Raw genomic sequence first — 19,840 nt, forward strand, 5'->3', positions numbered from 1 at the left:
TTATGTGATTAGTGTGTTGTAAATATTTTGCAAATAGACACCTCTACTTTCCCAACTAAATTTATTTTCGAATTGTTTTCGAGCTTGTTGGCTCATTCTATCCGTGAGATGCGGAATTTTGTATAGCTTTAAAAGCGCATGTTTTAAACTGATTATCGTAGCGGTGTAGTTTTGTTTTGGGATACAAATACTTGAGGACTCGTCAATAAATGGATTTAAGTCATGATTTTCTATACAAATAATAGGCAAGCCAAACGAAAGTGCTTCAGCAATGACGGTATCTTTGACTTCGTTCGTATGAAAAAGAAAAACAGTTGCTTCTTGATATTCAGCTTTCAATGACTCGTGATCCAAGGATTCTTTTATGATTACCAAATCTTCTGCTTGATTTTTTTTGATAATTTTTTGATACAATTCTTTTTTACGTCCTGTATCAACTAGCGTTAGTTTGCATAATTGTTGTTCAGCGTCGGGGAGAGATTTCGTAAATCCGATAAAGGAATGAAGCGTCAACTCAAATGCATTTAAAGATACGAATCGCCCCACACTCAAAACATGAAATTGATTGTTTTCTTTCTTTTTTCCAACATAAAAATCTTCTGCCGGGACAGAGGGATAAATTGAAAATTTCTCGTCTTTCAGTCCAAGAGTGGTTGGAATAATTGGATTCATGCACCAAATATGAGCTGTTTTTTTAATGGTTTTTTTCAAAGAAGGCGAGTGTTTCCAAAAAGTTTTTTGGGTTATCCAAGTCAATTGATTTAGCCACTGTTGCTTTTGAGAATAGCGTTTCAAATATTCTTTTGATATACTAGGATGATGACCGATAGGCCCCCAAACCATAGGCTTGTTCAATTTCCACAAGTAACTAGGCATCCAATCATTATGAAAATTCACATCATGCACAATATCATAATTTATTTTTTGTTTTTTAATAAACCGAATAACATATCGTTGCCACATGCAATAGTACAAGAAAGCTCCCTTTGTTGAAATATGCATACAATAAGGCAAATCAAAATACAAGAAGGAAATGTTCTTGAAATCTGTATTGGGATTGTCTGCTATATATTTTTCAATAGCGAGTTGGTTACTTTGTCGCGTGATAGCAATTACTTTTTGATAACGGGCAATTTGAAGGATAAAATTCCAACCCATTTTTTCTTCGTTACCTTTATAGGGATTGACCGCATAGCAGGTAGCTAAAATTGTTTTGTGCATCATGATTTCTATTGTTTTAGTTTGGCAGATAACCACCAATTATACCTTAATATTTATTTAAAAAAATTGGATTCCTAGTTCCTATACTATTGCTTATAGTGGTAGCATCTGTAGTTTTTTCTGAATCGGTCTTGATGAAAATTCACCTTTATTTATGTGTGTTTTTACAGTATCCCAACCATATAAAATCACATTTTTTAAATAGTTAAAAGATTGGTTTTTTGGTTTGTTTTTTATGATTTGATATAATTTATTCTGCTGACTGAAGTCCTCTTTGCAACATGCTAAAATTTCAAGATCAAACACATGTTGCGATTTTTTCAGCACTTCTAGAGAAGCTCTAAAATGGCTAGGTACTGTGACCTTTAATAATTGAGAAGTCAAAACAACAAATCGCGCCGAGTCAATGTTTCTAGCATGTTTAATACCAAAAGGAGAAACAAAATTATTTTGAAATACTTCGTGAGCGTTCATGATTTCAAGTGTTTTCACTTTCAACTGCCATATCAGTAGGAACGACAAACAAGAATCATCAGTAAGTACCGCTTCTATCTTATATTCATGAGATTTTTTCTGAACATAAATCGTTTTTACCAAATGGTGATTAGAGAGGAAATGCAACATTTTTGAAGCCTCATATTTTCTGGTCACTATTTTTAAAACTTCTTTTTCATGCCATTTTTCAGGAGGTCCATCCAACAATTGCAAGGCTCCGTACTCTGCATTTTGAATACTGTCAAAAAAATCCATGACAACCAGGTCTCTTATGGAATAATAAGGCATTACTAAATCATCTAAGGCTTCATTCCATAACTCAAGCCATCTTAGCATTTCGCTAGACCATTCCGGAAGTTCAGAATACATCTTGAGCTGATCCATGACATGGGTTAATAAATACCATTTCAATTGTGTTTTGAACACAGTAAATTCATTTTCAAAGAGGCATTGTCCTTGACTATTGACACATTGTTCTTTGAGATCGTTGTATATTTCGGACCAATTTTTTCTATCGATGATACCACCTTGATAAAATACAAAATGGAAATAATCAAAAGCATAAGGCCGATCAAAACTGGCATTTTCCCAATTATGTAAAGCTAATGTGTTTCCCGCTTGAAACAAGTTAGCAGAGGTAAACGCGCCGTGAGAGAGACTCAAGCTTATCTTTTCATAATTAGATATTCCTTCCAAAATCATGGTAATTTTCCGAATCAAGTTTTTTGGAATCCGGTCCTCATGAATCTCTAGAAATTCCCATTCTAATGTTTTAAACCAAGACCAATTTCCTATAAGGGAATGTTGTTTTTGCAGCAAAGTCATTTCCTTGAGGACCGCCCAGTGAGCATCAGTAAATCGGTTTGTTCGTGCCCGTTTTTCTGTAATATCTGAGAGTTGAATAACAGTTGAATTAATCCGATGAACGAGGGGAGTTATAAATTCATTTCGAGTCTCTTGAATTTTCTTCAATATTTGATACTCGTTTTGAATCAGACTTTCTGCATACGCTGAAGAAGCTATTTTGTAGCACGTTTTGTGAGCATACAAGATATTTTTCAGGTAAAGTCCAACCGTGCTTGTACACAAAGTCCAATCACCATTGCAATCAAAAAGCGTTGGAGCATCCAAAGTATAGAACCATTTTTTTTGTTTGAAAAAAAAACGTTGCAAATGCAAGAAAAAAACGAGTTGCATTCCTTTTGTAAAAAGCCAATCCCTTTTACTTGCAATTTTGTAGAATTTCAAAAATAAAGGTTCACTAGTATTTGCATTCCAAAAATAATTAGCCTCCACCTCTCGCTTGGAAATACTGGCAAGGGTAATGCAAGCCTGTTTGTCCAGAGTTTGCTGCAAAGAAAAATGATGTCCGGTTAATTTGAGGGCCGTTTTCATGGATTACTATTTTATACCAATAAGTATTGAAAAATGATGCCAAAACTTAAAACCCCCGATTTTGCTGGGTTTTTAAATACTTTTTTACATCATTTTTTCCAAAATCTGGAAAAACTGTTTTTTTTGAGGAATAATTGAAGTAAGCCGCAGGGCCGCTAAATCAATTGGTGCGTTCGTGCTATCTTAAAAAAGATAGCGCTTTTTGGGATCTAACTGCACGAGTTTAGCAATCATCCACTTTAGGGAGCACTGTACTTTGAGCGCCTTTCAATTGGTTTGAATTTTCAGAATTAAACCCAAAATTGTAGGTCATAGAAAACTCTAGACTTAGGCTAAAAAAGACTCAACATTCTACTAAAAAGAGAGGGATTCGCTTTACGAAGTTCACTTTTAACTTGGATGATTTGGTCTATGACTTCTTTCATTTTATGACAAACAGTAGCGTCTTTAGCGATGTAATCAAATGCGCCATATTTTAGTGTGTCACCTACTGTCTTGAGGCTTTCTTGACCAGAGACCATCACTACATAAATGTTTGGATTGGTACGTTTTATTTTTTTTAAAACTTCAAATCCCGTCAAATCATCCATATTATAATCAAGAAAGATTATATCCGGATTTTGATCTAAATTGTTTAAACAATCATTTCCATTACTAAAACAAGAAATGTCAGTGTGGTTAAGTTGGGATAAATATTGCTCAAACATATTAGAACAAAAAATATCATCATCAACAACAAAAAATTTGAATTGGGGTAGATTTTCCATGGTGCTTTAATTTTCCATGAGTAATGCCAATCTTGTGCCAAAAACAAAAACCCTTGTAAATAAAGGGTTTTTGAGAGTATGCCATAGTACATTTTTCCAAATTTTGGAAAATTAGTCCAAAAAAAAGAGTTTTTAAATTTTAGATAGTCTGTTCGTTTTGCTTTAATTGTGATACGGCAAGGGCTAAAATGGGTTGAATAGCGTGAAGTAAAGCCGCAATATCTTCTTTATGTGTGGCCGTTTTTGCTGCTTTTTCTAAAGCATTCATGTTTGGTATCACTTCAGCAATGCCCAAGCTGTCTACACTTGGTTTTATTTTATGTATCAATCGGCCGACTTCTTCAAAATGGTTATCTTGAAAGGCTTGCTCCAAATCGAGTAGTGTTTGAGTGGTTTGATCGATAAAGATGGTTATCATTTTTTGCACAAAATCTGTATTACCTCTACTTAAATTTCTCAAGACAGACAAATTATACACCATTACCTCTTTTTTGGGTTCCTCTTTCGAAACGGTGTCGTTCTGCACTCGGTCTGCGGTAAGTCTGGCGATTGTCTCTATCAACACAAATTCATCGAAGGGTTTTGTTACATAATCATCCATCCCGGCATTCTTACAGTTTTCAATTTCTGTTTTGAAGGCATTGGCAGTGAGGGCAATAATTGGAATTTTCAGTTTGAATTCGTTGCGGATAATTTTTGTAGCTTCAATACCGTCCATTTCGGGCATTTGAATATCCATCAAAATAATATCAAAGGTTTGTCGTTTCAAAATTTCCAAGGCTTCTATGCCATTTTCGGCTTCGGTCACCAAACAATTAAAATATTGCATAGAATTTTGAATGACCATTCTGTTCATTTTATTGTCTTCTACTAGTAAAATGGACACACCAGATATATTAACATTGAGCTCTTGGTTGTTTTGTTTGATTTTTTCCGGATTTCCTTTCTCTAACGGAAGGCTTATAAAAAAGGTGGTGCCTTTTCCTTTTTCGCTTTCAATTTTTATTTCGCCCTGCATCAGCATTAGCAATTCTTTGGTGATGGCCATTCCCAGTCCTGTACCACCAAATTTTCGAGTGACCGCTTTGTCTTCTTGTGAGAATTTTTTAAATATAGTTTCAATGTAACTTTGATCCATTCCTATTCCGGTATCCATCACTTTAATTTGGATTTTTTGAGTGCTTGTTCGATCCGACAGGACTTCACAGATCAAATCAATTCTACCCTTACTAGTGAATTTTAAGGAGTTCCCAACGAGATTAAATAAAATTTGTTCTATGCGTAAGGAATCTGCTTTGAATACCTTATTAATTTTTGGGTCAATGCTTGCTTGTAGTCGTAGCCCTTTTTGTTTGGCCAAAGGCTGCAATACTTTAATCACTTTATCAATGGATTCTGAAAAGAGAAAATCTTCTTTTTCAAGTTCCATTTCCCCTGCTTCGATTTTAGAAATGTCTAGAATATTATTCAAAATGGCCAACAGATGACGAGAAGCTACCGTACTATTGTCGATATATTTCTTTTGTAAATCGGTGAGTTCTTGTTTGCCTAATTCTCTGAGAAAACCGATAATGGCGTTGAGAGGCGTTCTAATTTCGTGACTCATATTCGCAAGGAATACTTCTTTAGCTTTAGAGGCTTCTTCCGCTTTTTGTTTTTGTTGGTTGAGTTCTAATTCTAATTTTTTTTGATCGGTAATATCGAGATGGATTCCTACAGATCCTACTAAATTACCTTTATCGTCATAATTGGGTGCCCCACTGATCGCCCACCATTTCAAATCCCCTCTTTTGTCTTTTATTGGAATTTGATAGACATCTGAAACTCCATTTTTTCGGAGCTCTCTTTTACGTTGCATGGTTTCGAAATTCTCACCAAAAACAAAAATATCCGAGGGATTTTTACCTATCAATTCCTCCATTTCATAGCCTGACATATTGAGAAAAGTCTGATTTGTAAATTGTATGACCTCATGATTGTCCACTTCAATGAGTCCCAAATTCATGTTGGAGATAATATTTCGATATTTTTCTTCTTGATATTTGAGTTTGTTTTCTGCTTTTTTTCTCTCGGAAATGTCTTGTATGAAAGAACAGAAAAATTGTCCTCCTTTCTCTTTTAAAGGGATGATGGCTATTTCAACAGGAAACTCTTCTCCTTTTCGATTAACCGCAGGAAGCTCTATATTTTTATTCAATACGGGGCCCTCACCTGTCGCTAGATAATGTTTCATGCCATTGTCATGGCCTTGATGATGCTGTTTTGGAATGATCGTTTCTGTCAATGATTTCCCTATAACTTCCTCTTTTTTCCATCCAAAAATAACTTCGGCTTGTCTATTCCAAAACGTAATTTTCCCTTTTTTATCAATGGTGATAATGGCGTTTAGAGAAGCATTCATGATGTTACGGTTGCGCTCCTCACTTTGCTCGAGTAAATTTTGATTTTGAATTCGCAAGGTGACATCAGTGTACTTCCATAGATGACCTTTGTATTCTTCATTAATTATAATGGGAATGTAATCTCTCTCATAAAAGTGACGATCTTTCGTTTCAATCAGTTCTCTAACCACAATTTTCTTCTCTTCAAGAATTTGGTTGACACGATTTACAAACTTTTTTTGGTCTTTAAAAAGCAATTTAGTTTTTGCGATTAATGCTCTACATTCGTGGCCAATCATTTCTTTAGGAGGAATTTTGATTTCCCTCATGTCACAAAAAAGCTGATTGGTAAATAAAATTTTGCGATCCATATCTTCCACTAAAATGCCTGCTTGAAGATTTTCAAGTAATGTTTGAAGCAGCACCACGTTTTCTGAAAGTTGGTTTTCAGCCTCTTTTCGTTTGGAAATATCTTGTAAAAAGGCACAGAAAAAAGTTTCTCCATTTTGAGTGATTGGAAGTATAGAGATTTCGGCTAAGAATTCTTGACCTGATTTTTTAACTCCGATAAGCTCTACATGTTTGTTCAAAAATTCGTTTTTACCTTCTGTTAAAAATTCCTGAATAGAGGCTTCCCATTGCGATTTATTTCGCTCAGGAATCATGAATTCAGTAAAAATTTTGCCAAGCACCTCCTCTTGTGTATAGCCAAAAGTGGCTTCTGCTTGATGGTTCCAAAAGGTGATTTTACCGGAATCATCTACGGTGATTATAGCATTTAAAGTGGAATTCATGACGATTCTGCTGCGTTCTTCACTTTGTTGCAGTAATCGCTGGTTTTCAATTCGTTCTGTGACATCAGTGTATTTCCAAAGATGCCCTTTGTACTCGTTACCAATATAAATCGGAATATAATCTCTTTCTAAAAAACGCCCTGCTGCGGTTTCTATCAGTTCATTGGTTTTGGCGTTTTTATGCGATAAAATATGGTTGATCCCTTGGCTAAACTCACTCGGGTTTTTGAACAGCTGTTTGGACTCCTCTTGTGAGGCGGCGCAATCTTTTCCTATCATTTCATCAGGAGATAATGGTACAGAAAACATTGTACAAAACAGTTGATTGGTAAAAAGAATTTTTCGGTTTTCATCTTCTACCAAAATCCCTGAGCGAAGATTTGCTACGAGCGTTTTTAATAGCTCAACGGTGTGTAACAGGTTTTTTTCTGTTTTTTTCCGTTTTTCTATCTGTTGGTTTAAATACTTCGAAATGAAAAGGATATCATCTTCTGCATCATCATTTACTTTTGATTTTTTGTAATCGTCTTCTAAAGCTTCAAGTCCATCATACAAGCTGGCGATAGACTGCTGCTTGAGTGTGTATTCCTTTTTTAAATTTTCATGTATTTCATGGTACTCTTTTTCGCTTTCATTAAAGGAGTGATTCATCAATTCTTTATCCCTCTCAAAAGAAGCATAAGAATCATTTACAGCATTCAAAAATGTGTTCGCCTCAGGAGTTTCGCTCCAACCTGAAGGAAGATATTTTTGGATTTGTTTTTGGAGTAATTTATGAAAATCAGCCATAGGTTAAAGCTCATTAAAACAAGTAATAGTCATGGTTTGGTTGTGTAATTCACAGCCAGAAAATGGTCGAAGAGGCGAAATTTCCCCATAAGAATAAAAGCCTGTCAATAACGTAGTGTCATTAAAAATATCAGAAACAGCTTCTACTTCTTCGTCAATTCGGTTGTTTAGAATGACTTTTCTTCCCACACAACTAATAAGTAGGGCTAATTTGGGCATTGAGTCATTCATTTTTAAGCAATGATTGGCAGCATCACTGGCAGCATCTATGATTTTATCAAAATTTGCCTTCATGAAACGAACCTTGCTTCCATTAGGAATGTCGCCTGCAAAAGTCATGGCATGTTTTTCTTCATCGATTGACAAAATGGTGCGCACCACTAGATCTTCTTTTTCGTTTATTTTGATAGAAAGCGGGAATAATAAAGCTGAACCTGGCAAATCTTGGGCATATTTACCAAGGTAGGTTTTGTACAAGTCTAGAACACTTTTGCCATCAATTTCATATAAGATATTGTTTTCAGATTTCGTCACGACACGCTCTAGTCCAAAACTTTCCCATCCCCCAATAGAGCCATGAGATATTTCTAACTTTTCGCCATAAAACCCTATAGCGACAATGTTTCCAGAAGTAGGTAATTCGTTTAATCCAACATAGGTTTTTTCAAATTTTGCTCCGTCGCCTGCTAATCCTCCTGTGACTAAGACTTTGCTTCCTGTGGCCTCATTGATTCCTTTTACTAATTCGCTTCCATTTACATTACTGCCATCCGAGAGAATGAAAATTAACTTTAAATCCTCTTTCGCAAAAGGCTCCACGAGTGCTTTTCCTGCCGAAAAGCTATCGGTATAGGCTTCAATATTGACTTCGGAAGTCATTATTTTGCTGTTCTCAAATTCAATGGCTATTAATGAAATAGTGTTATCAAAAACTTCTTTGTCGAAGATTTCTCCTGCGGATGAAGCCATTGTCAATTGAGCATTGGGAAACTTTTCTCTAATTATTTTATAGTTATTGGCATCCGAGACCAATTGACTCGATCCAAATCCTAGTACTACCGTAGCTTTTTCAGCTTGTAGTTGATCGGTATTGATTTCTTTTATAAAATCTTGATTTTCGAATAAAAATGAGGCTACTTTCATGTCGATTATTTTTTTAATTCAAAGGTTTGTAAAAGATTATAAATGGTAGATTTTCCTATATCAAGTTTTTTGGATGTTTTCAGGACGTCGTTGTTGTTATTTTTCAAAAAATGAAGAATAATCTCATCTGTATATTGCTTTAAAGTTTTCTCTTGCGAAAGAAAAAAGTCAGTAGTATGTAGACTATTAAAATTCAAATCTTCAGCACAAATTTCAGAGCCATTACACATGACGCAGGCCAAATCTATTACCGATTTTAACTCTCTTATATTTCCAGGGAAGGGATATTTCAACAGGGTGTCTTTGGCACTTTGCGTCAAAGTAAGCGGAGGCATTTTGTTTTCTTTTACAAAAAGTGCCACAAAATGTTTGGCTAATAATAAGGTGTCTTTTTCTCGCTCTCTAAGTGGAGGTAAAACTATAGGTAGTCCCATAATTCTGTAATAAAGATCTTCTCTGAAATGGCCGTTTTTTACTTCTTGAGCTAAATCTTTGTGGGTCGCACTTATAAGTCTTGCATTAAATTTTATTTTGGTAGTACCTCCTAAACGGACCACTTCTCTTTCTTGTAAGACGCGTAAAAGTTTACTTTGAAGGTTCAAATCTAATTCTGCAATTTCGTCTAGGAAAATTGTACCTCCATCGGCTTGTTCAAATTTACCAATCTTCCTTTCATTGGCTCCTGTAAAGGCTCCTTTTTCATGACCAAAAAATTCACTTTCGACTAATTCTTTCGGAATAGCCGCCATATTTACGGCAATAAAAGGTTTGTTTTTTCTTTCAGAATTATAGTGAATCGCATTAGCTACAACCTCTTTTCCAGTTCCTGTTTCTCCAGTTATTGATACGTTAATGTTGTTGTTTAAGGCTTTGTTAATCTTGATAAATACATTTTTGATGGCAGTACTTTGACCAATAATTGTTTGTTCGAAACTAAACTTTTGTTCTAACTTTTCTTTTAGAGTGGCCACTTCTTGCACTAAACTTCGATTTTCGCTTATTTTCAGCATGGCGTTCCAAAGCAAATCTTTGGTATGATTATTTTTCACCAAATAATCAGAAGCTCCCGATTTTAGAAAATCAACAGCCACTTCAATATCTTCTTGCCCACTAATAATGATGATAGGAATGCTGTTGTTGATTTCTTTGATGCGGCGTAGTAAGACATCTCCAGAAATATCAGGCAACCCGAAATCTAAGCAAATAACATCCGGTTTTTGATGTAAAAGCGTAAGACATTCCTGCCCAGATGCCATTAAAGTTACGGTAAAATCAGGATTTAACTTTAAATGGTATTTTAAACTCTCTCCAAAAAACGGATCGTCTTCAACAATGAAAATTTTTAAATTTCCCATAAAATTTGAGGCTAATTTCTATCTAAATTAATAAAAATTAAGCTATTACACTCTTTTTTAAGGGTTTAATTTCTCCACAAACATAACAACTTAAGAAAAATAACACAATTAGTTTACTGCTGTTTCCTCCAGAGTAGGCTGGTATGGCACCATTTATTTGCGATTTTGATTTAGGCATCACTTTTGTTAAAAGAATAATTACTAGATTTAAATTTTATTTTGACCTAACTCCTAACTATTTTATAACGCACAATGAAAGAACAAATCAAAAAGTTTTTAAACGAAGAGCAAGACCCAAAGGCAATAGAGAAAATTACAGCCAAGCTCAACGATATTTTAATGAAAAACGAAGAGGTAGGCTATATAGCCGTACAAAAAAAACCAGCTTTGACTGTTTTGCCTGATAGTATCGTTTTGACCAATAAAAGAATTATCATTTGCCAACCTAAAAATCTTGGACTTTCGATGCATTTTATTGATTATACTTGGGATGAGGTAGATGGCGCTTTTGTAAAAGAAAATATTTTAGGTTCAGAGTTTACTTTTGCTACCAAAACAGAATTGCAAGTAACGATTGATTATATTCCAAAAATTCAAGCGCGCAAAATTTATACCTATGCTAAAGAACAATTGGATCTTCTGAAAAACAGCAATGCAACTGCTGCAATCGCGATGGAATCCGTTCCAGAAGCTGAAATTGTGGAAGAAGTAGCAACAGAAGAAGTAACCAATTTTGCTGAAATAATGCCTGCAATTACTACGCACGAAGCGAGTTTTAGTAATGAGACCGAACCAGCAGCTAGCCATGTAGGACTAAACCAAGAAGAATTATTTGCCAAATTACAAAACTATAAAAAGCTATTGGATAACGGCTTGATTCTACAAGGCGAATACGATGCTTTTAAGAGAGAAATCTTGAGTCAGATGTAATTAAAGGTTTGCTATTTTCATAAAAAAACGTCCAAATAGGACGTTTTTTTTATGAAAATTAATTACATTATAAAGTGCTTTTTTGTTTTGCTACAAAAGTATTCGATTGTAATTCCAGTAAATCAACTGCGTTTTTTCGTTGTAAGTCATACAATTTTTTATCTTCTGCAATATCCGCATATACTTTGTCGTGCATGCCGGCGCTGGTTTGTACCAAAAGTGTTCGTTGGTATTTGTCTTGTTCTATGGTTGCTTTTAAAGCTGTTTCGAGGTCTTCTAGCTTATAATCGTATTCGCCTTTGGGAGATAATAATTTGGCAATAATAGGCGAAGTTTCTATAGCTAAAAACAGGAGCATAATAAAAAATGAAGGCAGCCAAGGCAAACTATTCAAAGCATTGATTCTAGCCATTAGCCCATCAAAACCATCAATAATTGGTTGGGTTTGTGTGACCTTTTTATCCAAATCGGCTTCTAGTTTTTTGTTTTCTTTTTCCAGCATCGCAACTTTAGCCAAATTGTTTTTTTGTAAGGTATCCAATTCTTTTTTAGACAAATCGTGTTTGGCAATTTTTTCTTTAAACACCGGGCCTTTACCTAGTTTTTTGGTACCCGCCGTTCCCTCGGCTTCAGCAATATAGGTTTCATAAAGTGTATTGACTTCTTTCTCTTTTTTACTGATTTCGGTTTTCAAATTGGTAATCTCGGCTTTGTTTTTATCCAAATCGGTTTTAAAATAGGCAGTAACTTCTTTTTTATTTTTCAAAGCCATTGCATTCTTCTCTTTCAAAAGAACGGTGTTGATTTCTTTCTCGAAGATTTTAATTTCTAATGGTTTTGAAATTACGATTGCAATGATAATTGCTAATACAATACGAGGAGTAGCTTGCAGGAATTCAGCACTAAAATTAGCTCTCTTTCTAATGGTTGAGACAATAAACCGATCCAAGTTAAAAATAAGTAAACTCCAAACTAACCCAAAAGCGATGGCTGGATATACACTATCGAAAACAGTAAATAAGGCATAGGCACTCGCCAAAAAAGCCATAACAGCTGTAAAAAATACGGTGGCTCCAATACCTACAAATTTGGTTTTTTCGCCTTGGGAGCAACCTTCTAGCAGGTTTTTATCCGCTCCGGAACATAAAATAAAGAAAGATTGTAACATGATTGATTGATTTTTGATTGATGATTACAAATTTAACGCCAAAAATTGATTTGCATTATAAAATATTGATTCTATTTTGTTTAGGATTTGTTTTTTATGACTAGGTTAATTTATTGTTTCTCGTGAGTTGTTATATGGTTAGGCAATACTTCTTTTTTTGAGTTTGTTAATCCTTTGTTAAAAGTAAGGTAAAATACTATGAAATTTGATGTGCTACTTTTGCCAAATAACTATTTAACTAAAAAAATGAAAGCAAAATTAGTAGTACTGTTTTTCTTAATTTCCCTAGTTGGACATGCTCAAAAAGGGGTTGTCTCGGGGAAAGTATTAGACGCTGATGATCAATTGCCGCTTCCTGGAGCCTTGATCCAAATAGAAGGATTCAATAAATATGCCGTTACAGATTATACCGGAAATTATGAGTTTTTGAACCTTAATGTAGGGAAGTATATCTTACAAATAAAGTACATGGGGTACGCCATGAAAACTATGGAGGTTGAGGTAGAAAGTGGTAAAAACGTGAGTGTTACTTTTAACTTAAAAGCTACGGGTACCGAGTTAGATGAAGTAGTGGTAGGCGATCGATTAAAAGGGCAATCTAAGGCTTTAAACAAACAAAAAACCAATCAAAATATTACCAACATCATCTCTTCAGATCAAGTGGGTCGTTTTCCAGATGCCAACGTGGGAGATGCTTTAAAAAGAGTTCCAGGTATTACTATGCAAAATGATCAAGGTGAAGCCAGAAATATTATTATTAGAGGTTTAGCACCTTCTTTAAACTCGGTAACATTGAATGGAGACAGAATTCCGTCTGCGGAAGGCGATAATAGAAATGTACAAATGGACTTGATTCCTTCTGATATGATATCCACTATTGAAGTGAACAAAACGCTTACTTCTGATATGGATGCCGATGCCATTGGAGGTTCGGTTAACTTAATCACTCGTGCGACTCCAAATGGCCCTAGAGTATCGGCTACGCTTGCAGGTGGTTATAGCCCAATTAGAGAAAACGGTAATTATACAGCAGGTTTGGTACTAGGGAATCGTTTTTTAGATAAAAAATTAGGTGCAGTTTTAAGTGCCTCGTATAACAATAATAATTTTGGTTCTGACAATGTTGAAGGTGTTTGGGTGAAAGGGAAAAAAGACCAAGTTTATATGGAAGAATATGATGTTAGAAAATATGATGTTCAACGTATTCGAAACTCATTTTCATTAGCAACGGATTATAAGTTTAACGAAAATAATTCTATTTATGTTAATGCGATGTATAATTTCAGAGATGATTTTGAAAATCGTTACCGTACTAGATTCCGAGGAATTAAACCAACTTATGACGCAAATGATAACATAATTGGTTATAAAGGTGATGTGAGAAGACAAACAAAAGGTGGAATTGAAGATAACAAAAACGCACGTTTAGAACGACAAATTGTACAAAATTACGCCATGGGAGGGGAGCATCTTTTAAGTTCAAAACTTGACATGGATTGGGCTGTTAATTATGCACAAGCTAGTGAGGACAGACCAGGAGAGCGTTATGTTGAATATCAAAATACTAAATTAGATATTAATCAAGATTTAGTGGATACAAGATTTCCATTACTTTCATCTCTTGGAGCTAATGCAACAGATAAGTTCAAATTCAGAACGCTTTCTGAAAACGATAATTATACTGAAGAATCTGAATTTGGAGCAAAATTAAATTTCAGAGTACCATTCTCAGTAATTGAAGATCAAAAAGGAAGACTTCGATTTGGTGCTAGAGCTAGAATTAAAGACAAAAAAAGAGAAAACACGTTTTTCGAAAATGCACCAATTACCGCACTTGGGAACCTAAATGTAATTTCATCTAGTTCTTACGATGGTGAAAATTTCCAACCGGGTTCAAAATATGTTCCAGGAACATTTGCCAGTAATTCATTCTTAGGAGCTTTAGATTTGAATAATCCATTGTTGTTTAATAAAAAGGATATTCCTTCTGAATATTTGGCGTTGAATTATAAAGCTAAAGAAAATATCTATGCTGGTTACATTCGTTGGGATCAGGATTTTACTTCCAATTTATATATGATTGCTGGATTACGTGTTGAAAATACAGCTATTGACTATACAGCAAATTATGTAGAAGATGAAGAGAAAAAGCTTAAAGAAATCAATAACACCAATTCCTATACAAATGTATTGCCAAGCTTAGCTTTTAAATACAATGGTAAAAAGGATTGGGTGTATCGTGCAGCATTTACTACTTCTTTAGCTAGACCTAATTATTATGATTTATCTCCATTTATTAGCGTTATTCCAGATGACGATTCTGAAATCGTAGCAGGAAATCCAAACTTAAAAGCTACTTACGCTTATAATTTTGATTTGATGGCCGAAAAATATTATAAATCTGTAGGTTTATTGTCAGGAGGGGCTTTTTATAAAAACTTGAATAATTTTATTTATACCTATAGAAATAGCCAATATACTAATGCTGATTTTACGGCTGATTTCCCAGGACAACCCAATCCAATTCCTGCAACTAATGCTGGAAATTGGGGATTAACGCAACAAAGAAATGGTGATAATGTGAGTATTTATGGATTTGAAGTAGCAATACAAAGACAATTGGACTTCATCCCAGGGAAATTCTTTAAAGGTTTAGGAGTTTATTTGAATTACACCTTTACAGAATCTGATGCCAAAGGTGTTACAAATGCCAGTGGTGAAGAAAGAACAAATGTAAGCTTGCCTGGAACCGCTCCTCATATGTTTAACGGTTCTTTATCATGGGAAAATAAAAGATTTTCTGCACGTATTTCATTGAATTATACCGCAGATTATTTAGACGAGTTGGGTGCTGACGAATTTGAGGACAGATACTATGACAAGCAAATGTTTTTGGATGCTAATGCTTCTTATAAAATAACTAATAAATTAAGAATTTTTGCCGAGGCAAATAACTTAACCAATCAACCTTTACGCTATTACCAAGGTATAGCTTCCCGTACAATGCAAATGGAATACTATCAAGCTAGATATAATTTTGGTTTGAAGTTCGACTTGTAATTGTTGTCTGTTTTGTTAATGAAACAAACAGGATGTATTTCCTGTTTGTTTTTTTTAATTTTATCCCATGAAGAATTTGTTTATATTTTTTTTTGTAGCACAACTGCTTAGTGCACAAAACCCAGCCAAAAGAGATCTTTCAGGTTATGCAGAAGGGTATTTACCGCAATTGCAAAAAACCAGTAAGAGTTTGGATTTTTTAGTAATGGGCGACTTTGGACGCTATGGTCAGTTTTATCAAAAAGAAGTAGCCACCCAAATGGGAAAAGCTGCTGCCACGCTCGATGCTAAATTTGTGATCACTGTAGGAGATAATTTTTATCCCAACGGTGTTCGAAGTACGCAGGATTATTCATGGTTGGCCTCCTTTGAAACGGTTTATACCCATTATAGTTTGCAAAACGATTGGTATGTAACCTTAGGAAATCATGATTACAGAGGCAACATAAAAGCTCAACTGGATTATTCATCTATTAGTAGACGTTGGCATTTGCCTTCAACTTATTACAAAAAGATGATTGATTTAGAAGATGGAAACAAAGTGTTGCTTTTGGTGATGGATACCTCACCTTTTATAGATAAGTATCATGAAAAAGGAACAGAAATGTACGATAATATTGTGGCGCAAGATACTTTAGCCCAAAAGGAATGGCTGATCAAAGAGCTAGCTACTCAAGATCCTTCCGTAAAATGGAAAATAGTTGTAGGGCATCATCCGTTGTATAGTGGTGGAAAACGAAAAGACAGCCCAGAAACCAAAAATTTTGAGAGTAAATTTGCGAACATATTTGAAACCTACAAAGTGGATGCTTATTTCTGTGGACATGAACATGATCTGCAAATTATCAAGCCCAAAAATCGTTATACTACTCAATTTTTGTCCGGTGCCGCCTGTGAAGTGCGACCTTCTGGCAGTCGTGAAGGAACCTTGTTTTGGGCCGAAAAAGCAGGTTTCATGACTTTTTCATTAACCAAAGAGCAACTACTAGCACAAGTGGTAGATGCTGAAGGTAATGTGATTTTTAAAACTAGTATTGATAAAAAAATGTAATAAAATGAATAAATATTGTAGTTTACTAATCGTTACTGCGTTTGTAACGTCTTGTTCCACTTCGTTAGCTCCTTTGCGCAAAGATGGAGTAAAACCAACTGTTGTAACTGAAACCGTTTTGCATGATACCGATGATCCAGCCATTTGGATTCATCCAACAGATCCAAAAAAAAGTCTGGTTATTGGTACAGATAAAGACACCGATGGCGGATTGTATGTGTTTAATTTGCAAGGCAAAATCATAAAAAAATCAGAAGCCATCAAGAGGCCTAATAATGTGGATATTGCCTATGGTTTAACAATTGATGGAGTAGCAACTGATGTGGCGGTTACAACTGAACGCGAAACGAATAAAATTCGAATTTTTAGCCTACCTGACTTGAAGCCTCTCGATAACGGTGGTATTCCTGTTTTTGAAGGGGAATTGGAAAGAGATCCGATGGGAATTGCGATCTATACACGTCCATCAGATAAAGCTGTTTTTGCTATTGTAGGTAGAAAATCTGGACCTTCAGGTTCTTATTTATGGCAATATGAATTGAAAGGGACTGACCATACCAAAGTTGAAGCTACATTGGTGCGTAAATTTGGCGCCTACAGTGGCAAAAAAGAAATTGAAGCCATTGCAGTAGATAATGAGATGGGAGCAGTTTATTATAGTGATGAACAATTTGGTATCCGAAAATACAAAGCCGATCCTTCTTTAAATGAGAACCAAGAAATAGCCCTTTTTGGCCAGCATGATTTTAAGGCAGATCATGAGGGAATTGCCATTTATAAAGCTTCAGCCACTACGGGATATATTTTGGTCTCTAACCAACAGGCCAATTCGTTTATGGTTTATGCAAGAGAGGGCAATAACGGAAATCCCAATGATCATAAATTATTGGCCGAAGTTCCTACATCTACCATCGAGTGTGATGGTGCTGATGCAACGGCAATTAATCTAGGAATGCCTTTTGATAAAGGAATGTTTATGGCGATGAGCAACGGTAAAACGTTTCATTTTTATGATTGGAAAATTATACAAGAAGCTATTGATAAAAATAAAAAATAACGTGCTTTGTTTTTAATAAAAAAAGAGCTGTTCTATACGGAACAGCTCTTCTTGGGATTTTGGTTGATTTATTTTGGTTTGTTGTAATGTTCAATTATATTCTTGGTCCACCAGCCAGTATCTCTTCATTGGCAAATTCTTCAAATTTTGCAAAGTTAGCTTTGAATTTTTGAGCCAACTCTAAGGCTTTTACATCGTAAAGCGCTTTGTCTTCCCAAGTATTTCTTGGATTTAAGAAATCGCTCGGTACATTTGGACACGTTTGAGGTTTAGCAATACCAAACACCACATGATCCACATACTCTACATGGTCTAATTCCCCGTTTAATGCAGCGGTAATCATAGCGCGCGTGTATTTTAGTTTCATTCGGCTTCCAATACCATAAGGACCACCTGTCCAGCCAGTATTGATGAGCCATACTTTTACATCGGCGTCTTTCATTTTTTGACTTAACATTTCAGCATATTTTGTAGGGTGTAAGGGCATAAATGGTGCGCCAAAACATGCCGAGAAATTGGGTTGAGGTTCTGTTACCCCAGCTTCAGTTCCTGCTACTTTTGCGGTATACCCCGAGATAAAATGATAGGCCGCTTGCCCTGGAGTTAATCTTGAAATAGGAGGAATAATACCAAAAGAATCCGCTGTTAAAAAGAAGATGTTTTTTGGGTTCTTACCAATAGAATCCGGCTGAATGTTGTCAATATGTGTAATAGGATAACTCACACGGGTGTTTTGTGTGATGGAAACATCTTCAAAATCTACTTCGTTACTTCCTGCTTTAAATACTACATTTTCTAATATTGCTCCTTTTTTAATGGCTCTAAAAATGTCTGGTTCGTTTTCCTCGGTAAGGTTAATTACTTTCGCATAACAACCTCCTTCAAAATTGAAAACAGTGTTCTCATTTGTCCAACCGTGTTCATCATCGCCAATTAATTTTCTCTCTGGATCAGCAGATAAGGTTGTTTTTCCAGTTCCTGAAAGCCCAAAGAAAATCGCGGTATCTCCATCTTTTCCTACATTGGCACTACAGTGCATAGGTAGTGTGTTTTTGTCAACTGGTAAAATGAAGTTTAATGCCGAAAAAATACCTTTTTTCATTTCTCCAGTATACCCAGTGCCTCCGATAAGGGCAATTTTTTTGGTAAAATCTAAAATAGCAAAATTGCTCTGACGTGTTCCGTCAACTGCTGGATCTGCTTCAAAACTTGGTGCACAAACCACAGTCCATTCTGGAGTATAGTTTTCTAATTCTTGTTCAGTTGGACGCAAAAACATATTGTAGCAAAATAAGTTTGCCCAAGGTGTTTCGGTTACTACACGGATGTTCAATTTGTAATTAGCATCGGCACAAACATAAGCGTCTCTGACAAAAACTTCTTTATTGGATAAATGTGCAGTAACTTTTTTGTACAATGCATCAAATGCTGCTGGGGTGAATGGAATGTTCACTTTTCCCCACCATACTTTGTCTTCGGTTATGCTATCTTTTACTATAAATCGGTCTTGAGGAGAACGGCCTGTAAATGTTCCTGTGTTTATGGCTAGAGCTCCAGTCGAGTTTTCTTTTCCTTGACCAGAAGTAAGAGTTAAATTATGTAATTCCTCTGGAGTTAATTGATACTGAATTTTGGCATTCTCAATTCCTAATTTTTCTAACGAAATCGATTTCGTAAAAAGGGTGTTAGTGTCCATAAAATTGTAGTTAGTTTTTATTTGTTTCGATGTAAAAGTATAAATTAATATTTAAATAGCTTTTTTGTTTTATATTTTCTTTTTATTGTTTTTTAAAAAGTCAAATAGTAAAACGACCCAAGCTGAAATGAGAAGTAGTCCTCCAATAGGAGTTACGAAGCCAATTTTTTTGAAATCGAACGAAGTTAATGCGTTTGTGGCTAAAAAATAGATGGAACCTGAAAACAAAAGTACTCCAGTTATAGTAAGGTAATAAATTATTTTTCGGGATTTTTCAGACAAACTAGTACTTAGACCAATGAATAAAAGGAATAAAGCATGGTACATTTGATAACGAACACCAGTTTCGAAGGTAACAAGTTCTTCAGTTGTAAGAACTTTTTTTAAGGCGTGTGCGCCAAATGCTCCTAAAATGATGGCTATCATTCCTAAAAGGGCTGCAGTCGTAATTACTTTTTTACTCATAGTTCCTATTTAGAATCTACTGCAAAAGTATTTATTACATTTGAAACAAAAACAGTTATTTCTGTTTTATTTT

General features: G+C 35.1%; 13 protein-coding genes. 4 read left to right on the forward strand and 9 right to left on the reverse strand.

Features of this window, described 5'->3' with window-relative positions; all coding sequences use genetic code 11:
- From ACSVH7_RS01080 to ACSVH7_RS01105, 6 genes are all read right to left on the reverse strand, one after another.
- Positions 1 to 1,224, reverse strand: coding sequence for a glycosyltransferase (locus tag ACSVH7_RS01080; RefSeq protein ID WP_438064849.1), 1,224 nt, complete (start codon positions 1,222 to 1,224; stop codon positions 1 to 3).
- A gap of 90 nt (positions 1,225 to 1,314) precedes the next feature.
- Positions 1,315 to 3,111, reverse strand: coding sequence for a hypothetical protein (locus ACSVH7_RS01085; RefSeq protein ID WP_438064850.1), 1,797 nt, complete (start codon positions 3,109 to 3,111; stop codon positions 1,315 to 1,317).
- Positions 3,112 to 3,443: 332 nt separating this feature from the next.
- Complete coding sequence (locus ACSVH7_RS01090) at positions 3,444 to 3,878, reverse strand: response regulator (protein WP_438064851.1); 435 nt, start codon at positions 3,876 to 3,878, stop codon at positions 3,444 to 3,446.
- 139 nt (positions 3,879 to 4,017) lie between these two features.
- Positions 4,018 to 7,842 carry a PAS domain S-box protein gene (locus tag ACSVH7_RS01095; protein WP_438064852.1) on the reverse strand — a complete coding sequence of 1,275 codons (3,825 nt, stop codon included), beginning with the start codon at positions 7,840 to 7,842 and terminating at the stop codon, positions 4,018 to 4,020.
- A gap of 3 nt (positions 7,843 to 7,845) precedes the next feature.
- Entirely contained in the window at positions 7,846 to 8,985 is a 1,140-nt protein-coding gene (locus ACSVH7_RS01100) for an FIST signal transduction protein (RefSeq protein ID WP_438064853.1), read from the reverse strand.
- A gap of 5 nt (positions 8,986 to 8,990) precedes the next feature.
- Positions 8,991 to 10,340 (reverse strand): sigma-54-dependent transcriptional regulator, encoded by a 1,350-nt coding sequence (locus ACSVH7_RS01105; protein WP_438064854.1) that lies wholly within the window; start codon positions 10,338 to 10,340, stop codon positions 8,991 to 8,993.
- 252 nt (positions 10,341 to 10,592) lie between these two features.
- Here ACSVH7_RS01105 and ACSVH7_RS01110 point away from each other — a divergent pair, with 252 nt between their 5' ends.
- Positions 10,593 to 11,270, forward strand: coding sequence for a PH domain-containing protein (locus ACSVH7_RS01110; RefSeq protein ID WP_438064855.1), 678 nt, complete (start codon positions 10,593 to 10,595; stop codon positions 11,268 to 11,270).
- A gap of 67 nt (positions 11,271 to 11,337) precedes the next feature.
- On the opposite strand, the gene ACSVH7_RS01115 is transcribed toward ACSVH7_RS01110, so the two are convergent.
- Positions 11,338 to 12,438: a DUF4407 domain-containing protein gene (locus tag ACSVH7_RS01115; protein WP_438064856.1), complete on the reverse strand. Its 1,101-nt coding sequence runs from the start codon at positions 12,436 to 12,438 to the stop codon at positions 11,338 to 11,340.
- A gap of 246 nt (positions 12,439 to 12,684) precedes the next feature.
- Between ACSVH7_RS01115 and ACSVH7_RS01120 the strand changes: the two genes are divergently transcribed.
- The 3 genes from ACSVH7_RS01120 to ACSVH7_RS01130 all read left to right on the forward strand — a co-directional run bounded on the left by ACSVH7_RS01120 (position 12,685) and on the right by ACSVH7_RS01130 (position 17,606).
- Entirely contained in the window at positions 12,685 to 15,498 is a 2,814-nt protein-coding gene (locus ACSVH7_RS01120; RefSeq protein ID WP_438064857.1) for a TonB-dependent receptor, read from the forward strand.
- A gap of 67 nt (positions 15,499 to 15,565) precedes the next feature.
- Entirely contained in the window at positions 15,566 to 16,549 is a 984-nt protein-coding gene (locus ACSVH7_RS01125) for a metallophosphoesterase (RefSeq protein WP_438064858.1), read from the forward strand.
- A gap of 4 nt (positions 16,550 to 16,553) precedes the next feature.
- Positions 16,554 to 17,606 carry a phytase gene (locus ACSVH7_RS01130; protein ID WP_438064859.1) on the forward strand — a complete coding sequence of 351 codons (1,053 nt, stop codon included), beginning with the start codon at positions 16,554 to 16,556 and terminating at the stop codon, positions 17,604 to 17,606.
- 94 nt (positions 17,607 to 17,700) lie between these two features.
- Here the strand turns inward: ACSVH7_RS01130 and pckA are convergent, their stop codons facing one another.
- The gene (gene pckA, locus ACSVH7_RS01135) at positions 17,701 to 19,302 is read right to left on the reverse strand and encodes a phosphoenolpyruvate carboxykinase (ATP) (protein WP_438064860.1); all 1,602 of its coding nucleotides are present in this window, start codon (positions 19,300 to 19,302) and stop codon (positions 17,701 to 17,703) included.
- Positions 19,303 to 19,371: 69 nt separating this feature from the next.
- Positions 19,372 to 19,767 (reverse strand): DUF423 domain-containing protein, encoded by a 396-nt coding sequence (locus ACSVH7_RS01140; protein ID WP_438064861.1) that lies wholly within the window; start codon positions 19,765 to 19,767, stop codon positions 19,372 to 19,374.
- Between the last annotated feature and the right edge of the window lie 73 nt (positions 19,768 to 19,840).

Origin of the sequence: Flavobacterium sp. TSSA_36 (genome assembly GCF_051547165.1) — a bacterium.
GTDB lineage: Bacteria > Bacteroidota > Bacteroidia > Flavobacteriales > Flavobacteriaceae > Flavobacterium.

Excerpts from the sequence above, each read along its gene's own strand:
- ACSVH7_RS01080 (WP_438064849.1), bottom strand. The coding sequence starts at position 1,224 with ATGATGCACAAAACAATTTTAGCTACCTGCTATGCGGTCAATCCCTAT.
- ACSVH7_RS01085 (WP_438064850.1), bottom strand. The coding sequence starts at position 3,111 with ATGAAAACGGCCCTCAAATTAACCGGACATCATTTTTCTTTGCAGCAA.
- ACSVH7_RS01090 (WP_438064851.1), bottom strand. The coding sequence starts at position 3,878 with ATGGAAAATCTACCCCAATTCAAATTTTTTGTTGTTGATGATGATATT.
- ACSVH7_RS01095 (WP_438064852.1), bottom strand. The coding sequence starts at position 7,842 with ATGGCTGATTTTCATAAATTACTCCAAAAACAAATCCAAAAATATCTT.
- ACSVH7_RS01100 (WP_438064853.1), bottom strand. The coding sequence starts at position 8,985 with ATGAAAGTAGCCTCATTTTTATTCGAAAATCAAGATTTTATAAAAGAA.
- ACSVH7_RS01105 (WP_438064854.1), bottom strand. The coding sequence starts at position 10,340 with ATGGGAAATTTAAAAATTTTCATTGTTGAAGACGATCCGTTTTTTGGA.
- ACSVH7_RS01110 (WP_438064855.1), top strand. The coding sequence starts at position 10,593 with ATGAAAGAACAAATCAAAAAGTTTTTAAACGAAGAGCAAGACCCAAAG.
- ACSVH7_RS01115 (WP_438064856.1), bottom strand. The coding sequence starts at position 12,438 with ATGTTACAATCTTTCTTTATTTTATGTTCCGGAGCGGATAAAAACCTG.
- ACSVH7_RS01120 (WP_438064857.1), top strand. The coding sequence starts at position 12,685 with ATGAAAGCAAAATTAGTAGTACTGTTTTTCTTAATTTCCCTAGTTGGA.
- ACSVH7_RS01125 (WP_438064858.1), top strand. The coding sequence starts at position 15,566 with ATGAAGAATTTGTTTATATTTTTTTTTGTAGCACAACTGCTTAGTGCA.
- ACSVH7_RS01130 (WP_438064859.1), top strand. The coding sequence starts at position 16,554 with ATGAATAAATATTGTAGTTTACTAATCGTTACTGCGTTTGTAACGTCT.
- pckA (WP_438064860.1), bottom strand. The coding sequence starts at position 19,302 with ATGGACACTAACACCCTTTTTACGAAATCGATTTCGTTAGAAAAATTA.
- ACSVH7_RS01140 (WP_438064861.1), bottom strand. The coding sequence starts at position 19,767 with ATGAGTAAAAAAGTAATTACGACTGCAGCCCTTTTAGGAATGATAGCC.